The organism is Enterobacter cloacae complex sp. HYC003_NIDB (assembly GCF_056673375.1).
Genome location: NZ_CP114220.1, coordinates 1,497,104 through 1,517,565, shown reverse-complemented (window position 1 = coordinate 1,517,565; position 20,462 = coordinate 1,497,104). Strand labels below are relative to the sequence as shown.

Sequence of the window (20,462 nt, the reverse complement as noted above, 5' to 3'; positions counted from 1 at the left end):
CGCTGACTTTTCGCCGGGTAGCGCTGTGCTTACCCGGCCTGCAACATCCGCAAATTTGCATCTTCCCTCCCCTCCCCGCACAATGAAGTCTGTCGCAGTGAAGACATAAGGTAACCTATGAGTCAGAGTCATTTCTTTGCCCACCTCTCCCGCCTGAAACTCATCAACCGCTGGCCGCTGATGCGCAATGTGCGTACTGAAAATGTGTCTGAGCACAGTTTGCAGGTTGCCATGGTCGCGCACGCGCTGGCCGCGATTAAAAACCGCAAATTCAACGGGCAGGTGAATGCCGAACGTATCGCCCTGCTGGCGATGTATCACGATGCATCGGAAGTGCTGACCGGGGATCTGCCTACGCCGGTGAAATATTTCAACTCGCAGATTGCCCAGGAATATAAGGCCATTGAGAAGATTGCCCAGCAGAAGCTGATCGACATGGTGCCTGAAGAGCTGCGCGATATCTTCGGGCCGCTGATCGATGAGCATCAGTATACGGAAGAGGAGAAATCCCTGGTTAAGCAGGCTGACGCGCTGTGCGCCTACCTGAAGTGTCTGGAAGAGCTGTCCGCCGGGAATAACGAGTTCCTGCTGGCGAAATCACGCCTGGAGAAGACGCTTGACTCCCGCCGTAGCGAAGAGATGGACTACTTTATGCGCGTGTTTGTGCCGAGCTTCCATTTGTCGCTGGATGAGATTAGCCAGGATTCGCCACTCTGATTTTCGCCCAGCGGCGCTGCGCTTGCAGGGCCTACGGGGTTGTAGGCCGGGTAAGGCGTAGCCGCCACCCGGCAAAATGCTCAGAACGGAAACAGGACCGGTATCAATACCACGCACACCAACATCACCAGCACGGTGAACGGCACACCCAGCTTCACGAAATCACTGAACCTATAATTCCCGGGCCCCAGCACCAGCGTATTGACCGGGGAAGAGACCGGCGTCATAAATGCCGCGGACGCCGCCATCGCAACCATCATCGCAAACGGATACGGCGAAACGCCCATCGATTTTGCCATCGCCAGCGCAATGGGCGCCATCAGCACCGCCGTTGCGGTATTGGAGATGAACAAACCAATGGTGGCGCACATGACGAACAGGCAAACCATCATCAGGTACGGACCATATCCCCCGCCCGCGTCCAATAAGCCTTTCACGATCAAATCCACCCCGCCGGTTTTCTGTAGCGCCAGGGCGAAGGGCATCATCCCGACGATGAGAATGATGCTCGGCCAGTGAATCGCTTTGTAAGCGCTTTCGGCGTCAATACAGCGGAATTTGCCCATTAACAGACAGGCGATTATCGCCGCCACCGGGTTAGGGATCTCGTCCGTCAGCATCAGCGCGACCATCAATACCAGGCAAAAAATCGCATGGGGCGCCTGGCTGTGCGCCGGTGATGCATCGTTCTCTTCAATCGGCATATTCAGCACCACAAAATCGCGGCCTTTCTGCCCGAGCTGGCTAATCAGTTTCCAGTTGCCGACCACGAGGAAGATATCCCCCAGCAGGATCGGCTCATCCACCACCGCCCCTTCAAGGGCTACGCCATCGCGCTTCAGGCCCACCACGTTGAGGCCATAGCGGGTACGAAAGCCGATTTCACGCACGGTTTTGCCCAATAACTCCGATTCCGGGATCAGCGACACCTCGGCCATTCCCACATCCAGCGCCTGGTCAGAGAAATACTCGCCGCGCAGGACCATCGGCTCCAGCAGCTGCTCGCTACAAAACTCCCGCAGATCCACGTCTGCGGTGGACATATCAATCAGCAGGACGTCACGCGCGCGAAACTCTGACACCCCGTTCACGTTAACGATCACCCGACGAAAACGACGCCAGCGCTCAACCCCGATGACGTTCGCGCCATAGCGTTCGCGTAGCTTAAGGTCATCCAGCCGCTGCCCCACCATAGGCGATCCCGGGCGGATAGCCAGACGTCGGGCACGCCCGGTCAGACGATACTCTTTAATCAGATCGCGGAAAGAGCGCCGCTTCCAGCCCTCTTTGGCTTTATCCTGCTTCTCCCCTTTCAGCGCAAAACGGGTCAATAGCATATAGATAATGCCCATAACCAGTACCACCAGCCCGATCGGCGTAACGCTGAAAAAGCTAAACCCCTCAAGCCCCTCACGGATCAGTTCGCTGTTCACGACGAGGTTCGGCGGCGTTGCGACCAGCGTCATCATGCCGCTGATGAGCCCGGCGAAGCTCAACGGCATCATCAGCCGCGACGGGGAGATCTGCATCCTCATGCAGACGCTCAGCACGACCGGAATAAAGATGGCCACGACGCCCGTAGAGCTCATAAACGCGCCCAGCCCGGCGACCGTCAGCATCAGGTAAATCAGCATTTTGGTTTCGCTGCTGCCCGCCACCTTAACCAACCACGACCCCATCATCGTCGCCACGCCGGTGCGTACCAGCCCGTCGCCAATAATAAACAGGGCGGCAATTAAAATAACGTTGGGATCGCTAAACCCGGAAAAGGCTTCCGGCAGGGAAAGGGTACCGCTCAGAACGAATGCGACAATCACAAACAGGGCGACGGCATCCATGCGCACCTTGCCCGTGGCAAAAAGAATGATGGCGATTAACAGCAGGCTCAGGACCCAAATCAGTTCACCGTTCACAACATGTCCTTGTCAGTGGAGGAGAAGCAATTCTGCCATAAAAAAGCCCCGGTAATGCGGGGCTATATCATGGGATTACATTTTTAGCGAGACGGTTACAACTCCGTCTGACGCCTTCGAGACGTCGATGGCGGTCAGGGTGTTAAGCACGAAATCCGCCTCTTCCAGCCGGGGGGAACCCGCCGGGACGTTAACGGCAATGACGTGGCTTCCGGCGTTCAGCCCGGCCAGCACGCCTGCCGCCGCGTCTTCCACCACCACGCACTCCGCTGGCGCAAGGCCAAGCAGTTCTGCGCCGAGCAGAAACGCATCCGGTTCAGGCTTGCCGCGCTTCACGCGCTCAGCGGTAATGAAGACGTCCGGCGTCGGTAAACCTGCCGCCTTATGACGGGCATGCGCGACGGGAACCGAGCCGGAGGTGACGATAGCCCACGGGATCTGCGCTTCATTCAGGTGCTCAAGCAGTTCACGCGCACCGGGCAGCGCGGTGATGCCTTCGGTATCGGTAGCTTCAATCTGCTCAAGATAGCGGAACTCCGCCTGAATCTCTTCCTCAGAACGTCCCGCAAGGAAGTGCCGCAATGAGGTAATGGCCTGTTTGCCATGGATGAAATTCAGTACGTCCTGATGGTCGATGCCGTGCCGGTCGGCCCAGTGGCACCACGAGCGCTCCACCACCGGTAGCGAATCCACCAGCGTACCGTCCAGATCAAACAGAAAACCTTTACACTGCACACACACCTCCGTCAGGCATTAATGATTTGTTGAATTTCGTTGCTGCTTAAATGGTACTGACGCGGACAGGCGTGCCACGCGCTCAGCATACGTTGATACTTATCCCACATCGGGGTCTGGGCGTTGAAGCCGTGCGTACCCGCATCAAAATGGGTGTAACGCCCTTCGGTATTCACCATAAAGCGTACATAGCTCAGATAGCGCGCTTCCGTCGCAGCATCAAAGCCCAGGAACGTCACGCGGCGCTCGTCAATGGTCTGCTGGTCCTTCAGATTGGTCCAGGACACATGCAGCGCATGGTACATCTCCATGATGTCGATAACGATACGGCAGGTTTCCTCTTTCAGTTCGCCGAATTCGCGATCCAGTTCGCGCATCTGCAAGCCAAAACCACGTTCGACAATGGTTTGCAGGCGGCTGTAGCGCGCAGCGTTATCGGGATCAAGCATAGTCATCATCTTGTACTGGTTAGACAAAATCAGACGTTGAGCATGGGTCATTTCCATCTTTCGACTCCTGTAGCGCATTGCACTGTAAAAAAAAGACACGGTAACTGATTGTTACTGTGCCTTCTTTTGGTCGTCGTTTCGATGATCAATCACAAGTCATCGAGGAATGTTTTATCAAGCTGTTTAAACGCACGCTTGAGGGTATCCGCCAGCGCCTGATAGTCTGGCTTGCCTTCAACCGGTGCCAGCGCCTGGCCCGCCTCCTCCAGTTTTCCACGCACTTCATAAAACCAGTGTAAAACAGAAGGCGGAAGTGGCGTGACGGAACGTTTGCCTAACCACCATAGCCCCTGCATCGGCAGGCTTAAAGCAAAAAGCGCCGTCGCGACGGCAGGGCCAAGCTGTCCACCTAACGCTATCTGCCAGCACAGGGTAAAAACGGCAATCGGGGGCATAAAGCGAATCGCATAGCGCGTGGCGCGAATAGTGCGATTTTCAATAAACATGGGCGCGAGGCGCTTTTCCATCGGCCATGTCTTTGCGTAATGCTGTCCCCGACGAAACAGACTAAAAAAGTTCACGGACGGGATTTCGGGTGTCGACATGGCTGTACCTCAACTTCACATATAAAAATTAAAATTTTCGTGCAAAACCACAACAGGCTATGACAACGTTCAAAATATTTTGTCATCGCTACCCCGTATCGGGTATCCTGTGCCAGCCTGATAGGGCCGTAGACGATAAGCGTTAACTCGTCAAATTATCGCATATTATGCCATTGCCTGAAAAATGTTCAAAATGGCTTAAAATCATAGGTATTTCTTCCATCCTGCCAGAATGTTTGTTTGGCATGATGTTAATCATAAATGTCTGGGTCAGCATGCGTTACGCTTTTAGACTCACTGACGTTTTTTTAGCCACGTATCAATAATAGGTACTTCCATGTCGAGTAAGTTAGTACTGGTTCTGAACTGCGGTAGCTCCTCACTGAAATTCGCCATCATCGATGCGCTCAACGGTGACGAGTACCTCTCTGGTTTGGCCGAATGTTTCCATCTGCCTGAAGCACGTATCAAGTGGAAGATGGACGGCAGCAAACAAGAAGCGGCTTTAGGTGCAGGCGCCGCTCACAGTGAAGCGCTGAACTTTATCGTTAACACTATTCTGGCACAAAAACCAGAACTGTCTGCTCAGCTGACCGCAATTGGTCACCGTATCGTCCACGGCGGCGAAAAATACACCAGTTCCGTGGTAATCGACGACTCCGTGATCCAGGGTATCAAAGACTCTGCGTCTTTCGCACCGCTGCATAACCCGGCTCACCTGATCGGTATCGCTGAAGCACTGAAATCCTTCCCGAGTCTGAAAGACAAAAACGTGGCCGTGTTTGATACCGCGTTCCATCAGACCATGCCGGAAGAGTCTTACCTCTATGCCCTGCCATACAGCCTGTACAAAGAGCACGGCGTTCGTCGTTACGGCGCACACGGCACCAGCCACTTCTATGTGACTCAGGAAGCCGCAAAAGTGCTGAACAAGCCGGTTGAAGAAGTCAACATCATCACCTGCCACCTGGGCAACGGTGGTTCTGTTTCCGCTATCCGCAACGGTAAGTGTGTTGACACCTCTATGGGTCTGACCCCGCTGGAAGGTCTGGTGATGGGTACCCGTTCCGGTGATATCGACCCGGCGATCATCTTCCACCTGCACGACACCCTGGGCATGAGCGTTGACGACATCAACAAAATGCTGACCAAAGAGTCTGGCCTGCTGGGCCTGACCGAGGTCACCAGCGACTGCCGTTACGTTGAAGACAATTACGCAGAAAAAGCTGACGCTAAACGTGCAATGGACGTTTATTGCCACCGTCTGGCGAAGTACATCGGTTCTTACACCGCGCTGATGGAAGGCCGTCTGGATGCTGTTATCTTCACCGGCGGTATCGGTGAGAACGCGGCAATGGTACGTGAACTGTCCCTGGGCAAACTGGGCGTTCTGGGCTTCGAAGTTGATCATGAGCGTAACCTGGCTGCCCGCTTCGGCAAGTCTGGCTTCATCAACAAAGAAGGCACCCGCCCTGCTATCGTTATCCCAACTAACGAAGAGCTGGTCATCGCGCAAGACGCGCACCGCCTGACTGCCTGATTCCACACCGCCAGCAATGCTGGCGGTGCTGTTTTGTAACCCGCCCAACGCGGCGGTAACGAAAGAGGATAAACCGTGTCCCGTACTATTATGCTGATCCCTACCGGAACCAGCGTCGGCCTGACCAGCGTCAGCCTCGGCGTAATCCGCGCTATGGAACGCAAAGGCGTTCGTCTGAGCGTCTTTAAGCCTATCGCCCAGCCACGTGCCGGTGGCGATGCGCCAGACCAGACCACCACCATCGTTCGCAAGAACTCCAATCTGCCAGCGGCTGAACCGCTGAAGATGAGCCACGTTGAATCTCTGCTCTCCAGCAACCAGAAAGACGTGCTGATGGAAGAGATCATTGCCAACTACCACGCAAACGCGCAGGACGCGGAAGTGGTGCTGGTTGAAGGCCTGGTCCCGACCCGTAAACACCAGTTTGCCCAGTCTCTGAACTTTGAAATCGCGAAAACCCTGAACGCAGAGATCGTTTTCGTGATGTCTCAGGGCACGGATACCCCAGAGCAGCTGAAAGAGCGTATCGAACTGACGCGCAGCAGCTTCGGCGGTGCGAAAAACACCAGCATCACCGGCGTGATTGTTAACAAGCTGAACGCGCCAGTAGATGAGCAGGGCCGTACGCGTCCTGACCTGTCCGAAATTTTTGACGACTCTTCCAAAGCGAAAGTCATCAAAGTTGACCCGGCTAAGTTGCAGGATTCCAGCCCGCTGCCTGTTCTGGGCGCGGTGCCATGGAGCTTCGATCTGATTGCCACCCGTGCAATCGATATGGCGCGTCACCTGAACGCCACCGTGATCAACGAAGGCGATATCAACACCCGCCGCGTGAAGTCCGTAACTTTCTGCGCACGTAGCATTCCACACATGCTGGAGCACTTCCGTGCAGGTTCCCTGCTGGTAACCTCCGCAGACCGTCCGGACGTGCTGGTTGCAGCCTGTCTGGCCGCGATGAACGGCGTGGAGATCGGCGCGATCCTGCTGACCGGTGCCTACGAGATGGACCCACGCGTAAGCAAGCTGTGCGAACGTGCGTTCGCCACTGGCCTGCCAGTCTTCATGGTGAACACTAACACCTGGCAGACCTCCCTGAGCCTGCAAAGCTTCAACCTCGAAGTGCCGGTTGATGACCACGAGCGTATCGAGAAAGTTCAGGAATACGTTGCGGGCTACATCAACGCAGACTGGATCGAATCCCTGACCGCGACCTCCGAGCGCAGCCGTCGTCTGTCTCCTCCAGCCTTCCGTTACCAGCTGACCGAGCTGGCGCGTAAAGCGGGCAAACGCGTGGTTCTGCCAGAAGGCGACGAACCACGTACCGTTAAAGCGGCAGCCATCTGTGCAGAGCGCGGTATCGCGACCTGTGTGCTGCTGGGTAACCCGGATGAGATCAACCGCGTTGCGGCGTCTCAGGGCGTTGAGCTCGGCGCGGGCATCGAAATCGTTGATCCTGACGTGGTCCGCGAAAGCTACGTTGCCCGTCTGGTTGAGCTGCGTAAGAACAAAGGCATGACCGAAGCCGTTGCGCGCGAGCAGCTGGAAGACAACGTGGTGCTGGGTACGCTGATGCTGGAGCAGGACGAAGTTGACGGTCTGGTTTCCGGTGCGGTTCACACCACCGCAAATACCATCCGTCCACCGTTGCAGCTGATCAAAACTGCACCGGGCAGCTCTCTGGTCTCCTCCGTGTTCTTCATGCTGCTGCCTGAACAGGTTTACGTTTACGGCGACTGCGCGATCAACCCGGACCCAACCGCAGAGCAGCTGGCAGAAATCGCTATCCAGTCTGCGGACTCCGCGATTGCCTTCGGTATCGAACCACGCGTCGCGATGCTCTCCTACTCCACTGGCACCTCTGGTGCAGGTAGTGACGTAGAGAAAGTCCGTGAAGCGACCCGCATTGCACAGGAAAAACGTCCGGATCTGATGATCGACGGCCCGCTCCAGTACGATGCCGCGGTAATGGCTGACGTGGCGAAATCCAAAGCGCCGAACTCGCCGGTTGCAGGTCGCGCTACCGTGTTCATCTTCCCGGATCTGAACACCGGTAACACCACCTATAAAGCGGTACAGCGTTCAGCAGACCTGATCTCCATCGGGCCAATGCTGCAAGGCATGCGCAAACCTGTGAACGACCTGTCCCGTGGTGCGCTGGTTGACGATATCGTCTACACCATCGCGCTGACCGCGATCCAGTCTTCGCAGCAGCAGTAAGCTAAAAAGCCCGGTGGCGCTAGCGCTTACCGGGCCTACGGTTTTATAGGCCGGATAAGCGAAGCGCCATCCGGCAAGAGAGGCGACCACAAATGGTCGCCTTTTTTATTACAGCAGCTCCCGCGCCGCCGACACAATGTCATGTGCCGTCAGGCCATACTCCTTCTGCAAGAAGTCCTGCGTACCCACCTGACCATACCGTTCCTTCACCCCCACCCGCCGCATAGGCACCGGACAGGTTTCCACCAGCACTTCCGCCACCGCCGACCCCAGCCCGTTGTGAATGCTGTGATTTTCGCAGGTCACAATACGCCCGGTTTTCTCGGCATAGTTTTTCACCAGCATCCGATCGATGGGCTTCAGGGTAAACATGTCGATGACCGCTGCGCTTACCCCCTCCTGCTCCAGCTGGCGCGCCGCCTCCAGCGCTTCCGCCACCATAATGCCGTTAGCAATCAGGGTAATATCGGTTCCCTCGCGCAGCACGTTGCCCTTGCCGATGGTGAAGGTTGACCCCGGGGCATACACGCTCGGCGCCTGTTTACGGATGGTCCTTACCCAGTAAAAGCCTTCCAGGTCAATGAGCTGACGCAGCACATCTTCGAACATCACCGCATCGGTCACCTCCAGCACCACTGAATGCGCCAGACCGCGCACGATGCCCATATCCTCAAACGACATATGCGTCCCGCCGTTGTGACAGGCCGTCACGCCCGCATCCGAGGCAATCACCTTCACGTTATTGCGCTGGTAGTCCAGGGACATAAACAGCTGGTCAAAGCAGCGACGGCTGGCAAAAGCGGTAAAGGTATGAACGAACGGCTTACGTCCGGTGAGCGACAGCCCGGCGGCCGTCCCAATCACGTTGGCCTCCATAATGCCGCAGTTGATGACGTGCTGTGGGTAATCACGCGCTACGCCGTCCATCGCCATCGAACTCATCAGATCCGCTTCGAGCGCAATGATCTCGCTCCCGGCCTCAATCTGTTTTGCCACAAAACCCGCGTAGACCTTACGCATCTCAACGGCATCTTTCTGTCCTGTCGGTGCAACCTTAATCATGTGAAGCCTCCAGTTGGCGAATCGTCTCGTTAAGCGCCGCTTTGCTCTCCTCGGTTAATCGCAGGTGATGCGAGTTGCTGAGCTGTTCAAGGTATGGCACCCCCTGCCCTTTAATGCTGTCGAGGATCACCACCCGCGGACGCGCATCAGCCTCAGGGATCGGCGCGGTCACCTCCAGCAGCGCCGGAATGTCATCCCCTTTCACCGTCACCACGTCAAAACCAAAGGCGCGGAATTTGCCTTCCAGGTCGAAGGCGCTGATGATTTCGTCCAGCTCGCCGTCGAGCTGCTGTTTGTTCCAGTCCACGAATACCGTCAGGTTGTTCAGTCGATGGTGAGCGATAAACTGGAAGGCTTCCCAGCACTGCCCTTCATTCAGTTCTCCGTCGCCAACGATGCAAAACACCCGGTTTGGCCTTCCTGCCAGCTTGTGCGACAGCGCCATGCCGCCAGCGATGGAGATCCCCTGCCCCAGTGAACCGGTGGTGGCATCCACGCCGCGTGTTTTCAGGCGATCCGGGTGACTTGGCAGACGCGTCCCGTTCTGGTTCAGCGTGCTCAACTCTTCAATCGGGAAGTAGCCCTTAATCGCCAGCGTGCTGTACAGCGCCGGCCCCGCATGGCCTTTCGACAGCACAAAGTAATCGCGCTCTGGCCAGTCCGGATCGGCCGGGTCGATCTTCATCACCGCGCCGTACAGAACGGCCAGCGTTTCAACGACTGACATGCTGCCGCCGTAGTGCCCAAAACCCAGCTGCGTAAGGGATTTCAGCGTCTCAAGGCGGATCTGACGCGCCAGGTCGGTTATTTCATTCTCATTCATGATTTGGCTCCGGGGTTTTCCTGCGCGTTACCGCTGGCAGGTTTGTTTTTAGCGAAGACGTTGTAGGCCACCAGCAGCGCGAACAACACAACAACCAGTCCGGTGATGGCAAGCGGCGACAGGAAGCGTGCCAGGTTGCCCAGCACAATCCCGACCGCACCAAAATCAGCGTCCGAGAAGGTCGTATTCGCAAAGCCAATTGCGCCCAGAACAGGCAGCAGCAGGACCGGGAGGAAGGTGATCAGCAGGCCGTTAGCAAAGGCGCCAATCATTGCCCCGCGGCGTCCACCGGTGGCGTTACCGAACACGCCCGCCGTTGCGCCGGTGAAGAAGTGCGGAACGACGCCCGGGAGGATCAGCACCCAGCTAAACTGACCGCAGATGAACAACCCAACAATCCCGCCGAGGAAGCTAAACAGGAAACCAATCAGCACCGCGTTTGGCGCATACGGGTAGACTACCGGGCAGTCCAGCGCAGGCCGCGCATTGGGCACCAGTTTTTCCGAGAAGCCGGTAAAGGCCGGGACGATTTCCGCCAGAATCAGGCGCACGCCCTGCAAGATGATGAACACGCCTGCCGCGAAGGTGATGGCCATAATGATGGCGTATACCAGGTAGTTTTGGCCGCCGCTGAAGGTGGCCTCCACGTACTCACGTCCGGCGCTCACCGCCATGATCAGGTAGATAATCATCATGGTCAGGGAGATGGAGATTGAACTGTCACGCAGGAAGCTAAGGTTCTTCGGCAGGTTCATCTCTTCGGTGGAGCGCGAGCCTTTCCCGACCTTGCTGCCAATCCAGCCGGACAGCACGTAGCCCAGCGTACCGAAATGACCGAAGGCGATCTCATCGTTGCCGGTAATACGCTTCATATAGCGCTGCGCAATCGCCGGGAAGAAGGCCATAATCAGGCCGAGGATCAACGAACCGGTAAAGACCAGCCCGACCCCCTCGAAGCCTGCAACCGTCAGGATCACGCCGATCATGCATGCCATGTAGAAGGTGTGATGCCCGGTGAGGAAGATGTATTTCAGGCGGGTAAAGCGCGCGACAATAATATTCGCCACCATCCCGAAGGCCATAATGAGCGCGGTGGAAGCGCCATATTTCTCCAGGGCAATCGATACAATAGCTTCATTGTTGGGAATAATGCCCTGAATATTAAAGGCGTGCTCAAACATACCGCCGAGCGGATTTAAAGAGCCCACCAGCACAGTTGCGCCGCCGCCCAGTACAATAAAGCCGAGAATGGTTTTAATTGTGCCTTTTACCACATCCGAAAAGGCTTTTTTCTGCGCCACAAGACCAATCAGAGCAATTAACCCGACCAGCACTGAAGGGACTTTTAAAATATCAACAACGAAATTCAGCGTTTCAAGGATAAACATATCCACCTCGCCTTATCAGGATTATTGTCTTTCGAACCAGGCGCGCAGCTGCGCTTCGAGTTCGTTGATATCGATGATATTGTTGATTACCACCAGCTGGCTTTCCGGCACGCTGGCGCTGGCGGCAATGTCTTTCGCCATTACAAACAGGTCCGCCGCGCCCGGCGTGGCCGAGGAGAGATCGGAGTGTTCAACCTCGGCCTCAATTTCCAGTTTTTTGAGCACCTTTTTAATATTCATTTCGACCATAAAACTGCTGCCCAGGCCGGAGCCGCAAATAGCCATGATTTTCATTGTTATCCCCTTTATTGAGTAGAGTACGCCCCATCACGCTGACGCGTAATGTTGAGATGAATCGGATTAAATAATTAAATCAGAAGCGATCGATAACGGTTTTTATCTCCTCCAGCGTATTCGCCCGATGTAATTCAGCCATATCTTCGTCGCTGGAAAATAATTCCGCTAAGGCTGAGATCATTTCGATATGGCTATGCTTGTCCGGTGCCGCCAGCATCACAATCACATCGACGGGATCAAACTCACCGGCACCAAAAGAGACGCCCTGTTTTAGTTTTAATAATGACAGGCCAAGTCCTTTCGCCCCTTCTTCCGGTCGCGCATGTGGCATTGCCAGCCCTGGAGCCAGCACATAGTAGGGACCTAACGTCTGGTGCTGCTCGATGATAGCCGTGACATATTCCGGCGCAATGACCTGCAAATCCAGCAGCGGTTTCGCGCACAGTTCCAGCGCCTGGGGCCAGCTTTCAACGCTATCCTGTAGGATGATGGTTGTATCATATATCCACTTTTTGAGCATTTTTCACTCCCGTTAAAGACCAGACATGGGCAAACTCTATTCAACCCATCAATCAATGACTGCGATCGCGATCACAAAGATAGCGCTACCAACGACTAACATGCAGAACTGTGATAGCGCTATCAAATTGCTATCATGGTGCGAAATCACAGCAAAAAAAGGGATTTAAGGCGTATACTGCCTGTCACGTAAAATGAAGGATGAAACTGAATCGCGTCCTGTCAGCAGGAAGATGTATGTCTTTAACCCGAAAACGGCGCAGTACCGGAAAAGTAACGCTCGCGGATGTCGCACAGCTTGCCGGCGTAGGCACGATGACTGTTTCCCGTGCCCTCCGCACGCCCGAACAGGTTTCCGATAAACTGCGTGAAAAAATTGAAGCCGCGGTGCAGGAGCTGGGTTATATGCCCAATCTTGCCGCCAGCGCACTGGCATCGGCGTCGTCATGGACGATCGCGATGGTAGTTCCCAATCTTTCCGAAGCTGGCTGTTCCGAGATGTTCGCCGGGCTACAGCAGGTGCTCCAGCCAGCCGGATACCAGATCATGCTGGCGGAATCTCAGCATCGTCTTGAACAGGAAGAGAAACTGCTCGAAACGCTGCTGGCCTCGAATATCGCCGCGGCGATACTGCTCAGCGTCGAGCACTCCGATACCGTACGCCACTGGCTGAAAAACGCCTCTATCCCGGTGATGGAAATGGGTGCAATGCGTGCCGATCCGATTGATATGAATATCGGGATTGATAACGTCGCCGCCATGTATGAACTTACCGAGATGGTGATTCAGCGTGGCTACCAGAATATCGGCCTGCTGTGCGCTAACCAGGAGCAGTGGATTTTTCAGCAGCATTTGCAGGGCTGGTACAAGGCGATGTTGCGCCACCACCTGTCGCCGAACAGAGTGATTAATGCCGCCATGCCGCCGAACTTCTCCACCGGTGCGGCACAACTGCCAGAGTTCCTGCTGGCGTGGCCGGAACTGGATGCGCTGGTGTGCGTATCAGATGAACTGGCCTGCGGCGCGCTGTATGAGTGCCAGCGTCGGCGCATCAAAGTGCCGGACGATTTAGCGGTCGTGGGCTTTGGCGACAGCGACGTCAGCCGCGTCTGCCAGCCGCCGCTGACAACGATGGCAGTACCGCATCGCAAGATTGGGATTGAAGCCGGGAAAGCGTTACTGGAACGTCTGAATGACGGAGACTGGCGCGATCATAAACCCATCGCGTCCAGCCTGTGTATGCGGGAAAGCTGTTAAGGCTTACTCAGCCTCTTCCTCTTTTTCCGCCTTATTTTCCGGTTTAGCGGATTCGTTTTTGGCGTTGCGGGTCATCCACAGCGCCAGTGCTTTAAGAGAATCTGCCGTGAACTCGTCGCAACGCGCAGTGATCTCTTCCGGCGTCATCCAGCACACTTCGCTCACTTCCTCTTCCTGCAAGGCGAAAGGTCCGTGGGAAACGCAGCTGAACAGCCCGCCCCAGACGCGACAATGTTCATCTTCGAAATAAAATTGCCCGTGCTCGGCAAACGGCACGCCAGCGATACCTAACTCTTCTTCCGCTTCACGACGCGCGGAATCCAGCAATACTTCATCGGCCTGCACAACGCCACCCGCTGTGGCATCCAGCATACCAGGAAGAAAATCTTTGGTGTCGGTGCGACGCTGGACCAGAATCTTGCCCATGCCGTCATGAACAACGATGTACGTCGCGCGGTGACGCAGACGCTCCGCACGCATTTGTTCGCGGCTGGCCTGCGCGATCACTTCATTCTCTTCGCTGACAATGTCAACCCACTCAGTACTTGCCAAATGATTCTGCTCCACCATCGGGAAACCTTCTCGTCTAAGCGCTCTTTCGGCGCGTTTGCAGTTGTGGTGTAACTTACGGATTAATCGCTATCTGCGCAATAACTTGCTGATCATTAAGTGCGATAACGCTTAATGTCCCGTCTTCATACATGCCGTAGCTTCCCGGATTGCCGCCTTTAGGAATGCTGACAGACCCGGGATTAAAGTGATAAAACGCCCCGCGTTTTTCCGCCACCGGAATATGAGTATGACCATAAACCAGGACATCGCCAGCGGCGAGTGACGGCAGGTTATCCGGGCCGAACAGGTGCCCGTGGGTCAGGAACAAACGGCTGTTTTCCATCAACACCTGTTGCCAGGGAGCGGTGATGGGAAAATTCAGCAGCATCTGGTCAACTTCGCTGTCACAGTTGCCGCGAACGGCGATAATGCGCGAGGCAAAATGATTAAGTTTTTCCGCCACCTGCGCGGGAGCGTAGCCTTCCGGCAACGCATTGCGTGGGCCGTGGTTTAACACGTCGCCCAGGATCACCAGCCATTGCGCTCCGCTTTGGGCGAACAGAGAAAGCACGCGTTCGGTCGAGGGCAGCGATCCATGAATATCCGACGCAAACATCAGTTTCATCAGTTACTCCTCAGGAATTCAGACTGCCCCTATCATACCTCAAGCGCCCCGTCTTATCAGCCCGCGCGCTTAGCAGAGAGTGCCAGATAGCGCTGTACCGACGCGCGTTGCCACTGGAATGTGGCGTAATCCACCAGCAGCTGTGGGACGTCATCGCCATTGAGGATCAAGCGATTGAGCATCAGCGCCAGATCGGTGTCGGCAATACACCACTCGCCAAACAGGTTGGGGTTACCCTGCGCCAGTAGCGATGACGCAGTTTCGATCAGCTTCCGGGCGCTGGATAAGCCTTCCTCGCTGAGGGCGGGCTTTTTGACGCCAGCGAACACCACATCCGTAGAGCGTTCTGTGCGAATCGGCACCAGGTCGCTACGCAGCCATGCCTGGATCTGGCGGGCGCGGGCGCGCTTTTGCAGATCGTGAGGATAGATGCGTTCCCACTCTGGCGGGGCAAAGCGGTCCTCAAGATATTCGTCAATCGCCGAGGATTCACTCAACTCAAAACCGTCGATCTCCAGCACAGGGACTCGGCGAGTGAGCGCGTAGCCCTGCCACTGGGGCTTCAGATGTTCGCCGCTGTCCAGGTCGACGGTTTTCAGACTAAAAGTAAGCCCCTTTTCTGCCAGCGCCACATAAACGCTCATGACATAAGGAGAAAAAAAGTTCGCATCGGACCACAACGTTATTACAGGCTGGCTCATAACATCCTCATCGGCTGATCGGTTTTCACTCAACATATAATCTCTTTGCCTCGCTGTCACTTGATGAAAACTCACGATTTACAACAAGCACCTATACTGATTTTTTATGGCAACACTATTCGCACTGACAGGAGTTGAGAATGATAGATCTCTATTATGCCCCCACCCCTAATGGCCATAAGATCACCCTCTTTCTCGAAGAAGCCGAAGTGGACTACCGGATCATTCGCGTGGATATCAGTAAAGGCGACCAGTTCCGCCCCGTTTTTCTGGCCATATCGCCCAACAATAAAATTCCGGCCATCATTGATAACCTGCCTTCTGACGGCGGCAAACCGTTAAGCCTGTTTGAGTCTGGAGAGATTTTGCTCTATCTGGCAGAGAAAACCGGCAAGCTCCTGAGCGGTGAGTTGCGCGAGCGTCATCACACGCTGCAATGGTTATTCTGGCAGTCGAGCGGCCTGGGGCCAATGCTGGGGCAGAATCACCACTTTACCGCCTATGCGCCGCAGACGATCCCTTACGCCATTGAGCGATATCAGGTCGAAACCCAGCGCCTGTACGGGGTCCTGAACCGTCGGCTGGAAAAATCACCGTGGCTGGGAGGTGAGCATTACAGCATTGCAGATATCGCCTGCTGGCCGTGGATTAACACCCATGAACGCCACCGGATCGATCTGGCCACTTATCCGGCAGTGAACAACTGGTTTGAGCGCATCCGGACGCGCCCGGCCACCGAACGCGCCATGCAAAAAATCCATCAGATTTGAGCCTGCGCCCCGTTGGGTGCAGGTGTTTTCCTCATGTATGATGAGGTGAAAATACTGACACGGAGAAGACCTGCAATGTCCCAGCATGACGCTATTATTCGTATAAAAAACTTACGCTTACGCACGTTCATTGGTATCAAAGAGGAGGAGATCGCGAATCGCCAGGATATCGTGGTGAATGTAGTGATCCACTACCCGGCAGACAAGGCGCGTGCCAGCGAGGACATCAATGACGCGCTGAACTATCGCACGATCACCAAAAGCATCATCCAGTACGTTGAGAACAACCGTTTTGCGCTACTGGAAAAATTAACTCAGGATGTGCTCGACATCGCACGCGAACACCACTGGGTCACTTATGCTGAAGTGGAGATCGATAAACTTCACGCCCTGCGCTACGCCGACTCCGTCTCCATGACGTTAAGCTGGCAGCGCCAGGCGTAAACCTGGAGGTTGTATGAAGATCCTGCTCACCGGCGGTACGGGCCTGATTGGTCGCCATCTCATTCCACGTTTGCAGGCGTTGCATCACGACATTACCGTGGTCACGCGCAGCCCGGAGAAAGCGCGCCAGGTGCTGGGCGCCGGCGTTGAGATCTGGAAAGGCCTGGCGGAAAGGCAGGATCTGAACGGCTTTGACGCCGTCATCAACCTTGCTGGCGAACCTATCGCCGATAAACGCTGGACCGAAGAGCAAAAACAGCGTTTATGCAGCAGCCGCTGGAACATGACCGAAAGGCTGGTTGAGCTGATTCGCAACAGTGAGACGCCGCCTTCGGTGCTGATTTCCGGCTCTGCTACAGGCTACTATGGCGATCTCGGTGAAGTGGTGGTGACCGAAGAGGAGCCGCCGCACAACGAGTTTACCCATAAACTCTGCGCCCAGTGGGAGCGCATCGCCTGCGCGGCGCAAAGCGATCGTACCCGCGTCTGCCTGCTGCGCACCGGCGTGGTACTTGCGCCGAAGGGCGGTATTCTCGGTAAAATGCTGCCGCCGTTTAAAATGGGGCTTGGCGGGCCCATCGGCAATGGTCGTCAGTATCTGGCGTGGATCCATATCGAGGATATGGTCAACGGCATTCTCTGGCTGCTAGATAACGATCTGCGCGGGCCATTTAACATGGTATCCCCTTACCCCGTACGTAATGAACAATTTGCTCACGCCCTGGGGCATGCCCTGCATCGCCCGGCGGTGCTGCGCGTGCCTGCAACGGCGATTCGTCTGTTGATGGGTGAGTCTTCGGTGCTGGTGCTGGGCGGGCAACGCGCGCTGCCAAAACGGCTGGAAGCGGCCGGGTTCACGTTCCGCTGGTATGACCTGGAAGAGGCGCTGGGGGATGTGGTTCAGTGAATATGTTAGAGTTATACGCCATGTCTGGATGAGATGGCGTAACTATGGCAACCATTACCACAACCCGGCTTCACCTCACCCCTTTCGAACCTTCTGACTGGGCGTTCTTCCGCTCTCTGCGTGAAGACCCCGCCATCATGCGCTATATGGCCGCTATCACGCCGGAAAAAGAGACGCGCCGCGTATTTGCCGCGCGCCTGATGGCGGAGCATGTCTTTGTGATCCGTCTGCATAACGACGTTACGCCGCTCGGGGATATCGGCCTGCAAATCAGTGCGGTGAACCGTGAAGAGGCGGATATTGGCTACACGGTTGTGCCTGCCGCGCAGGGAAAAGGCATTGCCAGCGAGGCGCTGCACGCGGTGTGCGAGTATGCATTTAACCAGACGGGCGTGAAGGCGATAAACGCGTACGTGCTGGCAGATAACGTTGGGTCGGTGCGGGTCCTTGAGAAAGCGGGTTTTGTGCGCACGCAGGTGCTGGAGAAGGCGTACGAGATTAACGGCGTACGGTATGACGACTGGGTGTATCGGCTGGAGTGTTGAATGCCGGGCGGCACTGCGTTTGCCCGGCCTACGGGTTTTGTAGGCCCGGTAAGCGAAGCGCCACCGGGCAATTGGGCGGCTCTGCGGCCTGATGCCCTCACCCCGGCCCTCTCCCACAGGGAGAGGGAGAAAGGCCAAACCTACTTCAACGAGCCTTTCAGGAACTGCTGCAACCGCGGGCTTTGCGGGTTCGCCAGCACCTCATCGGGGTGCCCCTGCTCTTCAATTTTCCCCTGATGCAGGAAGATAACGTGGTTAGAAACGTTACGTGCGAAGCCCATCTCGTGCGTCACCACCACCATCGTTTTGCCCTCTTCCGCCAGCTTTTGCATGATGCGCAGCACTTCGCCAACGAGTTCAGGATCCAGCGCGGAAGTCGGTTCGTCAAACAGCAACACTTCCGGCTCCATCGCCAGCGCACGGGCGATAGAAACACGCTGCTGCTGCCCCCCTGACAGGTGCACCGGATATTTGATCTGCTGCCGCTCGTCGATACCCACTTTCGCCAGGTATTTGACCGCACGCTCGCGGGCTTCCTGCTTGCTTAAGCCGAGCACCTGAACCGGCGCTTCCATCACGTTCTCCAGCACCGTCATGTGGCTCCAGAGGTTGAAGTGCTGGAACACCATCGTCAGGCGTGTGCGCAGCAGGCGCAGCTGGTTTTTATCCGCCACTTTAAGCTGGCCGTCTTTATCACGGACCATGTTGATGTTCTGTCCGCTCACCACAATCGATCCTTCGCTCGGCTTTTCGAGGAAGTTGATGCAGCGCAGGAAGGTACTTTTACCCGAACCTGATGAGCCGATAATACTGATCACGTCGCCCGCGTTAGCCTCCAGCGACACCCCTTTCAGCACTTCATGTTCGCCGTAGCGCTTGTGCAAATCAATTACGTTTAATTTGTTCTCAGCCATCATAAATTCTCAGTGCGTCGACGGTTTTATATGCTGCAACCAGCGTTTTTCAGCCTTACGGAACAGGCTGATCAGGACGTAAGAAATGATCAAATAGAGCACTGCCGCAATGCCAAACGCCGTAAACGGCTGGTAGGTGGCAGAGTTAATATCGCGGGCAATCTTTAACAGATCAGGTACCGTGGCGGTAAACGCCAGTGCCGTCGAATGCAGCATTAAAATCACTTCGTTGCTGTAGGCCGGCAGCGCAATACGCAGCGCCGAAGGCAGAATAATACAGCGGTAGAGCTTCACGGACGAGAAGCCGTACGCGCGCGCCGCCTCGATCTCACCGTGCGGCACAGAACGGATGGCCCCGGCGAAGATCTCGGTGGTATAGGCGCAGGTATTGAGGGTCAGCGCCAGCACCGTACAGTTCAGACCGCTGCGGAAGAACGCGTTCAGCATCTCGGTGCCTTTCACGATCTCCAGCGTGTACATCCCGGAATAGAACACCAGCAGTTGCACGTACAGCGGAGTACCGCGAAACACGTAGGTGAATAGCCAGATAGGGAACTGGATAAATTTATTGTTCGACACGCGGCCAATGGCAAGAAACACCGCCAGAATGCCGCCCATTACCACCGAGGAGATCAGCAGCCACAGCGTGATGGCCACGCCAGTAAAGCGGTAGCCATCCGTCCACAGCAGGGATTTCCAGTACTCCTGAATAATCTCAATCACAGGTCAGCCCTCTTCACACCCACGGAGTAGCGACGTTCGAGCAGAAGCAGCACACCATTGGAGACGGTCGTAAAGACCAGATAGATCACGCCGCAAACCACCGCAAAATAGAACGGTTCCCAGGTGCTTTTACCTGCCAGTTGCGTGGCCTTCACCACATCTTCCAGACCCAGCAGGGAGACCAGCGCCGTTGCCTTGAGAATAACCTGCCAGTTGTTACCGATGCCCGGTAGCGCGTAGCGCATCATGGCCGGGAACATGATCCGGCGAAACGTTTGTGAGGAGGTAAAACCGTAGGCGGTTGCCGCTTCAATATGCCCTTTCGGCACGGCCATGTAAGCGCCGCGGAAAGTCTCAGTGAAATAGGCACCGTAGATAAAACCAAGGGTAATAATACCGGCCACCATCGGGTCGATATCGATCTGCTCCATGCCGATGGCATCCGTCACGCCGTTAAGTGCGATTTGCAGGCCGTAAAAGATCAGCAGCATCAGCACCAGGTCAGGCACGCCGCGAATCAGCGTGGTATAGCCTTCAAATATCAGCGCCAGCGGTCTGTTGGCGGATAATTTTGCCCCCGCGCCCGCCAGGCCTATCAGCACCGCCAGCACCACGGAGCTGATAGCCAGCTCAAGGGTGACAAGCGCGCCCTGTAAAATAACGCCAGAAAATCCGTACAGCATACCGCGTGCCCTGTCGTCTCGTGAGTGGTGGAACCGTGTCTTTTCCCCTCCCGCAACGGGAGGGGCCGCACGTTAT

General features: G+C 55.8%; 23 protein-coding genes. 8 read left to right on the top strand and 15 right to left on the bottom strand.

The features are described from left to right. The first annotated feature begins 117 nt into the window (after nt 1–117). Nucleotides 118–717, top strand: coding sequence for a 5'-deoxynucleotidase (gene yfbR, locus O1722_RS07230; protein WP_033487380.1), 600 nt, complete (start codon nt 118–120; stop codon nt 715–717). Nucleotides 718–797: 80 nt separating this feature from the next. Here yfbR and O1722_RS07225 read toward each other — a convergent pair whose 3' ends face one another. From O1722_RS07225 to yfbV, 4 genes are all read right to left on the bottom strand, one after another. Then, complete coding sequence (locus O1722_RS07225; protein ID WP_033487382.1) at nt 798–2,630, bottom strand: SLC13 family permease; 1,833 nt, start codon at nt 2,628–2,630, stop codon at nt 798–800. Nucleotides 2,631–2,705: 75 nt separating this feature from the next. Beyond that, nucleotides 2,706–3,365 (bottom strand): sugar phosphatase, encoded by a 660-nt coding sequence (locus tag O1722_RS07220; RefSeq protein WP_003861463.1) that lies wholly within the window; start codon nt 3,363–3,365, stop codon nt 2,706–2,708. Between the two features lie 11 nt (nt 3,366–3,376). Continuing rightward, nucleotides 3,377–3,871 (bottom strand): YfbU family protein, encoded by a 495-nt coding sequence (locus O1722_RS07215; RefSeq protein WP_003861461.1) that lies wholly within the window; start codon nt 3,869–3,871, stop codon nt 3,377–3,379. Between the two features lie 92 nt (nt 3,872–3,963). After that, complete coding sequence (gene yfbV, locus O1722_RS07210) at nt 3,964–4,419, bottom strand: terminus macrodomain insulation protein YfbV (protein WP_017383434.1); 456 nt, start codon at nt 4,417–4,419, stop codon at nt 3,964–3,966. 337 nt (nt 4,420–4,756) lie between these two features. On the opposite strand from yfbV, the gene ackA reads away from it, so the two are divergent. Beyond that, nucleotides 4,757–5,959, top strand: coding sequence for an acetate kinase (ackA, locus tag O1722_RS07205; RefSeq protein ID WP_015572267.1), 1,203 nt, complete (start codon nt 4,757–4,759; stop codon nt 5,957–5,959). 75 nt (nt 5,960–6,034) lie between these two features. Next, nucleotides 6,035–8,176: a phosphate acetyltransferase gene (pta, locus tag O1722_RS07200; RefSeq protein ID WP_017383435.1), complete on the top strand. Its 2,142-nt coding sequence runs from the start codon at nt 6,035–6,037 to the stop codon at nt 8,174–8,176. A 108-nt stretch (nt 8,177–8,284) separates the two neighbouring features. On the opposite strand, the gene O1722_RS07195 is transcribed toward pta, so the two are convergent. The 5 genes from O1722_RS07195 to O1722_RS07175 all read right to left on the bottom strand — a co-directional run bounded on the left by O1722_RS07195 (nt 8,285) and on the right by O1722_RS07175 (nt 12,266). Further along, nucleotides 8,285–9,238, bottom strand: a complete 954-nt coding sequence (locus tag O1722_RS07195) for a transketolase family protein (protein WP_015572265.1) — start codon at nt 9,236–9,238, stop codon at nt 8,285–8,287. Next, nucleotides 9,231–10,061, bottom strand: a complete 831-nt coding sequence (locus O1722_RS07190) for a transketolase (protein ID WP_015572264.1) — start codon at nt 10,059–10,061, stop codon at nt 9,231–9,233. Before O1722_RS07190 ends, O1722_RS07195 begins: the two co-directional genes overlap by 8 nt. Further along, nucleotides 10,058–11,449, bottom strand: a complete 1,392-nt coding sequence (locus O1722_RS07185; RefSeq protein WP_017383437.1) for a PTS ascorbate transporter subunit IIC — start codon at nt 11,447–11,449, stop codon at nt 10,058–10,060. Before O1722_RS07185 ends, O1722_RS07190 begins: the two co-directional genes overlap by 4 nt. A gap of 21 nt (nt 11,450–11,470) precedes the next feature. After that, complete coding sequence (locus O1722_RS07180; protein WP_003861447.1) at nt 11,471–11,743, bottom strand: PTS sugar transporter subunit IIB; 273 nt, start codon at nt 11,741–11,743, stop codon at nt 11,471–11,473. A 79-nt stretch (nt 11,744–11,822) separates the two neighbouring features. Beyond that, entirely contained in the window at nt 11,823–12,266 is a 444-nt protein-coding gene (locus tag O1722_RS07175) for a PTS sugar transporter subunit IIA (protein WP_017383438.1), read from the bottom strand. Between the two features lie 236 nt (nt 12,267–12,502). Between O1722_RS07175 and O1722_RS07170 the strand changes: the two genes are divergently transcribed. Then, nucleotides 12,503–13,522 (top strand): LacI family DNA-binding transcriptional regulator, encoded by a 1,020-nt coding sequence (locus O1722_RS07170; protein WP_017692998.1) that lies wholly within the window; start codon nt 12,503–12,505, stop codon nt 13,520–13,522. A 3-nt stretch (nt 13,523–13,525) separates the two neighbouring features. Here O1722_RS07170 and yfcD read toward each other — a convergent pair whose 3' ends face one another. From yfcD to yfcF, 3 genes are read right to left on the bottom strand one after another with little or no spacing between them, the layout of a single operon-like run. Next, nucleotides 13,526–14,092 (bottom strand): NUDIX hydrolase YfcD, encoded by a 567-nt coding sequence (gene yfcD, locus O1722_RS07165; RefSeq protein WP_033487383.1) that lies wholly within the window; start codon nt 14,090–14,092, stop codon nt 13,526–13,528. Nucleotides 14,093–14,147: 55 nt separating this feature from the next. After that, entirely contained in the window at nt 14,148–14,699 is a 552-nt protein-coding gene (gene yfcE / locus O1722_RS07160; protein ID WP_033487385.1) for a phosphodiesterase, read from the bottom strand. Nucleotides 14,700–14,755: 56 nt separating this feature from the next. Further along, entirely contained in the window at nt 14,756–15,400 is a 645-nt protein-coding gene (gene yfcF / locus O1722_RS07155) for a glutathione transferase (RefSeq protein ID WP_017692996.1), read from the bottom strand. Between the two features lie 140 nt (nt 15,401–15,540). Between yfcF and yfcG the strand changes: the two genes are divergently transcribed. The 4 genes from yfcG (at nt 15,541) to O1722_RS07135 (ending at nt 18,066) form a co-directional block, all read left to right on the top strand. Next, complete coding sequence (gene yfcG / locus O1722_RS07150) at nt 15,541–16,170, top strand: GSH-dependent disulfide bond oxidoreductase (RefSeq protein ID WP_003861434.1); 630 nt, start codon at nt 15,541–15,543, stop codon at nt 16,168–16,170. Between the two features lie 75 nt (nt 16,171–16,245). Further along, nucleotides 16,246–16,614 carry a dihydroneopterin triphosphate 2'-epimerase gene (folX, locus tag O1722_RS07145; RefSeq protein ID WP_003861432.1) on the top strand — a complete coding sequence of 123 codons (369 nt, stop codon included), beginning with the start codon at nt 16,246–16,248 and terminating at the stop codon, nt 16,612–16,614. Nucleotides 16,615–16,627: 13 nt separating this feature from the next. Further along, the gene (locus tag O1722_RS07140; protein WP_017692995.1) at nt 16,628–17,521 is read left to right on the top strand and encodes a TIGR01777 family oxidoreductase; all 894 of its coding nucleotides are present in this window, start codon (nt 16,628–16,630) and stop codon (nt 17,519–17,521) included. Nucleotides 17,522–17,565: 44 nt separating this feature from the next. Then, complete coding sequence (locus tag O1722_RS07135; RefSeq protein WP_033487387.1) at nt 17,566–18,066, top strand: GNAT family N-acetyltransferase; 501 nt, start codon at nt 17,566–17,568, stop codon at nt 18,064–18,066. Nucleotides 18,067–18,206: 140 nt separating this feature from the next. Here O1722_RS07135 and hisP read toward each other — a convergent pair whose 3' ends face one another. The 3 genes from hisP to O1722_RS07120 are packed head-to-tail and all read right to left on the bottom strand — an operon-like array spanning nt 18,207 to nt 20,386. After that, a complete protein-coding gene (gene hisP, locus O1722_RS07130) occupies nt 18,207–18,980 on the bottom strand; it encodes a histidine ABC transporter ATP-binding protein HisP (RefSeq protein WP_003861426.1) in 774 nt (257 codons plus the stop codon). A 9-nt stretch (nt 18,981–18,989) separates the two neighbouring features. Beyond that, the gene (locus O1722_RS07125; protein ID WP_003861424.1) at nt 18,990–19,703 is read right to left on the bottom strand and encodes an ABC transporter permease; all 714 of its coding nucleotides are present in this window, start codon (nt 19,701–19,703) and stop codon (nt 18,990–18,992) included. Then, entirely contained in the window at nt 19,700–20,386 is a 687-nt protein-coding gene (locus O1722_RS07120; RefSeq protein WP_015572256.1) for a histidine ABC transporter permease HisQ, read from the bottom strand. Before O1722_RS07120 ends, O1722_RS07125 begins: the two co-directional genes overlap by 4 nt. Nucleotides 20,387–20,462: the final 76 nt, after the last annotated feature.

What these genes read in the sequence shown, in the direction of transcription:
- O1722_RS07180 (WP_003861447.1), bottom strand. Translation starts at nt 11,743, where the DNA reads ATGAAAATCATGGCTATTTGCGGCTCCGGCCTGGGCAGCAGTTTTATG.
- yfcF (WP_017692996.1), bottom strand. Translation starts at nt 15,400, where the DNA reads ATGAGCCAGCCTGTAATAACGTTGTGGTCCGATGCGAACTTTTTTTCT.
- O1722_RS07215 (WP_003861461.1), bottom strand. Translation starts at nt 3,871, where the DNA reads ATGGAAATGACCCATGCTCAACGTCTGATTTTGTCTAACCAGTACAAG.
- ackA (WP_015572267.1), top strand. Translation starts at nt 4,757, where the DNA reads ATGTCGAGTAAGTTAGTACTGGTTCTGAACTGCGGTAGCTCCTCACTG.
- O1722_RS07170 (WP_017692998.1), top strand. Translation starts at nt 12,503, where the DNA reads ATGTCTTTAACCCGAAAACGGCGCAGTACCGGAAAAGTAACGCTCGCG.
- O1722_RS07190 (WP_015572264.1), bottom strand. Translation starts at nt 10,061, where the DNA reads ATGAATGAGAATGAAATAACCGACCTGGCGCGTCAGATCCGCCTTGAG.
- folX (WP_003861432.1), top strand. Translation starts at nt 16,246, where the DNA reads ATGTCCCAGCATGACGCTATTATTCGTATAAAAAACTTACGCTTACGC.
- yfcD (WP_033487383.1), bottom strand. Translation starts at nt 14,092, where the DNA reads ATGGTGGAGCAGAATCATTTGGCAAGTACTGAGTGGGTTGACATTGTC.
- O1722_RS07120 (WP_015572256.1), bottom strand. Translation starts at nt 20,386, where the DNA reads ATGCTGTACGGATTTTCTGGCGTTATTTTACAGGGCGCGCTTGTCACC.
- O1722_RS07135 (WP_033487387.1), top strand. Translation starts at nt 17,566, where the DNA reads ATGGCAACCATTACCACAACCCGGCTTCACCTCACCCCTTTCGAACCT.
- O1722_RS07195 (WP_015572265.1), bottom strand. Translation starts at nt 9,238, where the DNA reads ATGATTAAGGTTGCACCGACAGGACAGAAAGATGCCGTTGAGATGCGT.
- yfcG (WP_003861434.1), top strand. Translation starts at nt 15,541, where the DNA reads ATGATAGATCTCTATTATGCCCCCACCCCTAATGGCCATAAGATCACC.
- O1722_RS07185 (WP_017383437.1), bottom strand. Translation starts at nt 11,449, where the DNA reads ATGTTTATCCTTGAAACGCTGAATTTCGTTGTTGATATTTTAAAAGTC.
- hisP (WP_003861426.1), bottom strand. Translation starts at nt 18,980, where the DNA reads ATGGCTGAGAACAAATTAAACGTAATTGATTTGCACAAGCGCTACGGC.
- O1722_RS07140 (WP_017692995.1), top strand. Translation starts at nt 16,628, where the DNA reads ATGAAGATCCTGCTCACCGGCGGTACGGGCCTGATTGGTCGCCATCTC.
- yfbV (WP_017383434.1), bottom strand. Translation starts at nt 4,419, where the DNA reads ATGTCGACACCCGAAATCCCGTCCGTGAACTTTTTTAGTCTGTTTCGT.
- yfbR (WP_033487380.1), top strand. Translation starts at nt 118, where the DNA reads ATGAGTCAGAGTCATTTCTTTGCCCACCTCTCCCGCCTGAAACTCATC.
- O1722_RS07175 (WP_017383438.1), bottom strand. Translation starts at nt 12,266, where the DNA reads ATGCTCAAAAAGTGGATATATGATACAACCATCATCCTACAGGATAGC.
- yfcE (WP_033487385.1), bottom strand. Translation starts at nt 14,699, where the DNA reads ATGAAACTGATGTTTGCGTCGGATATTCATGGATCGCTGCCCTCGACC.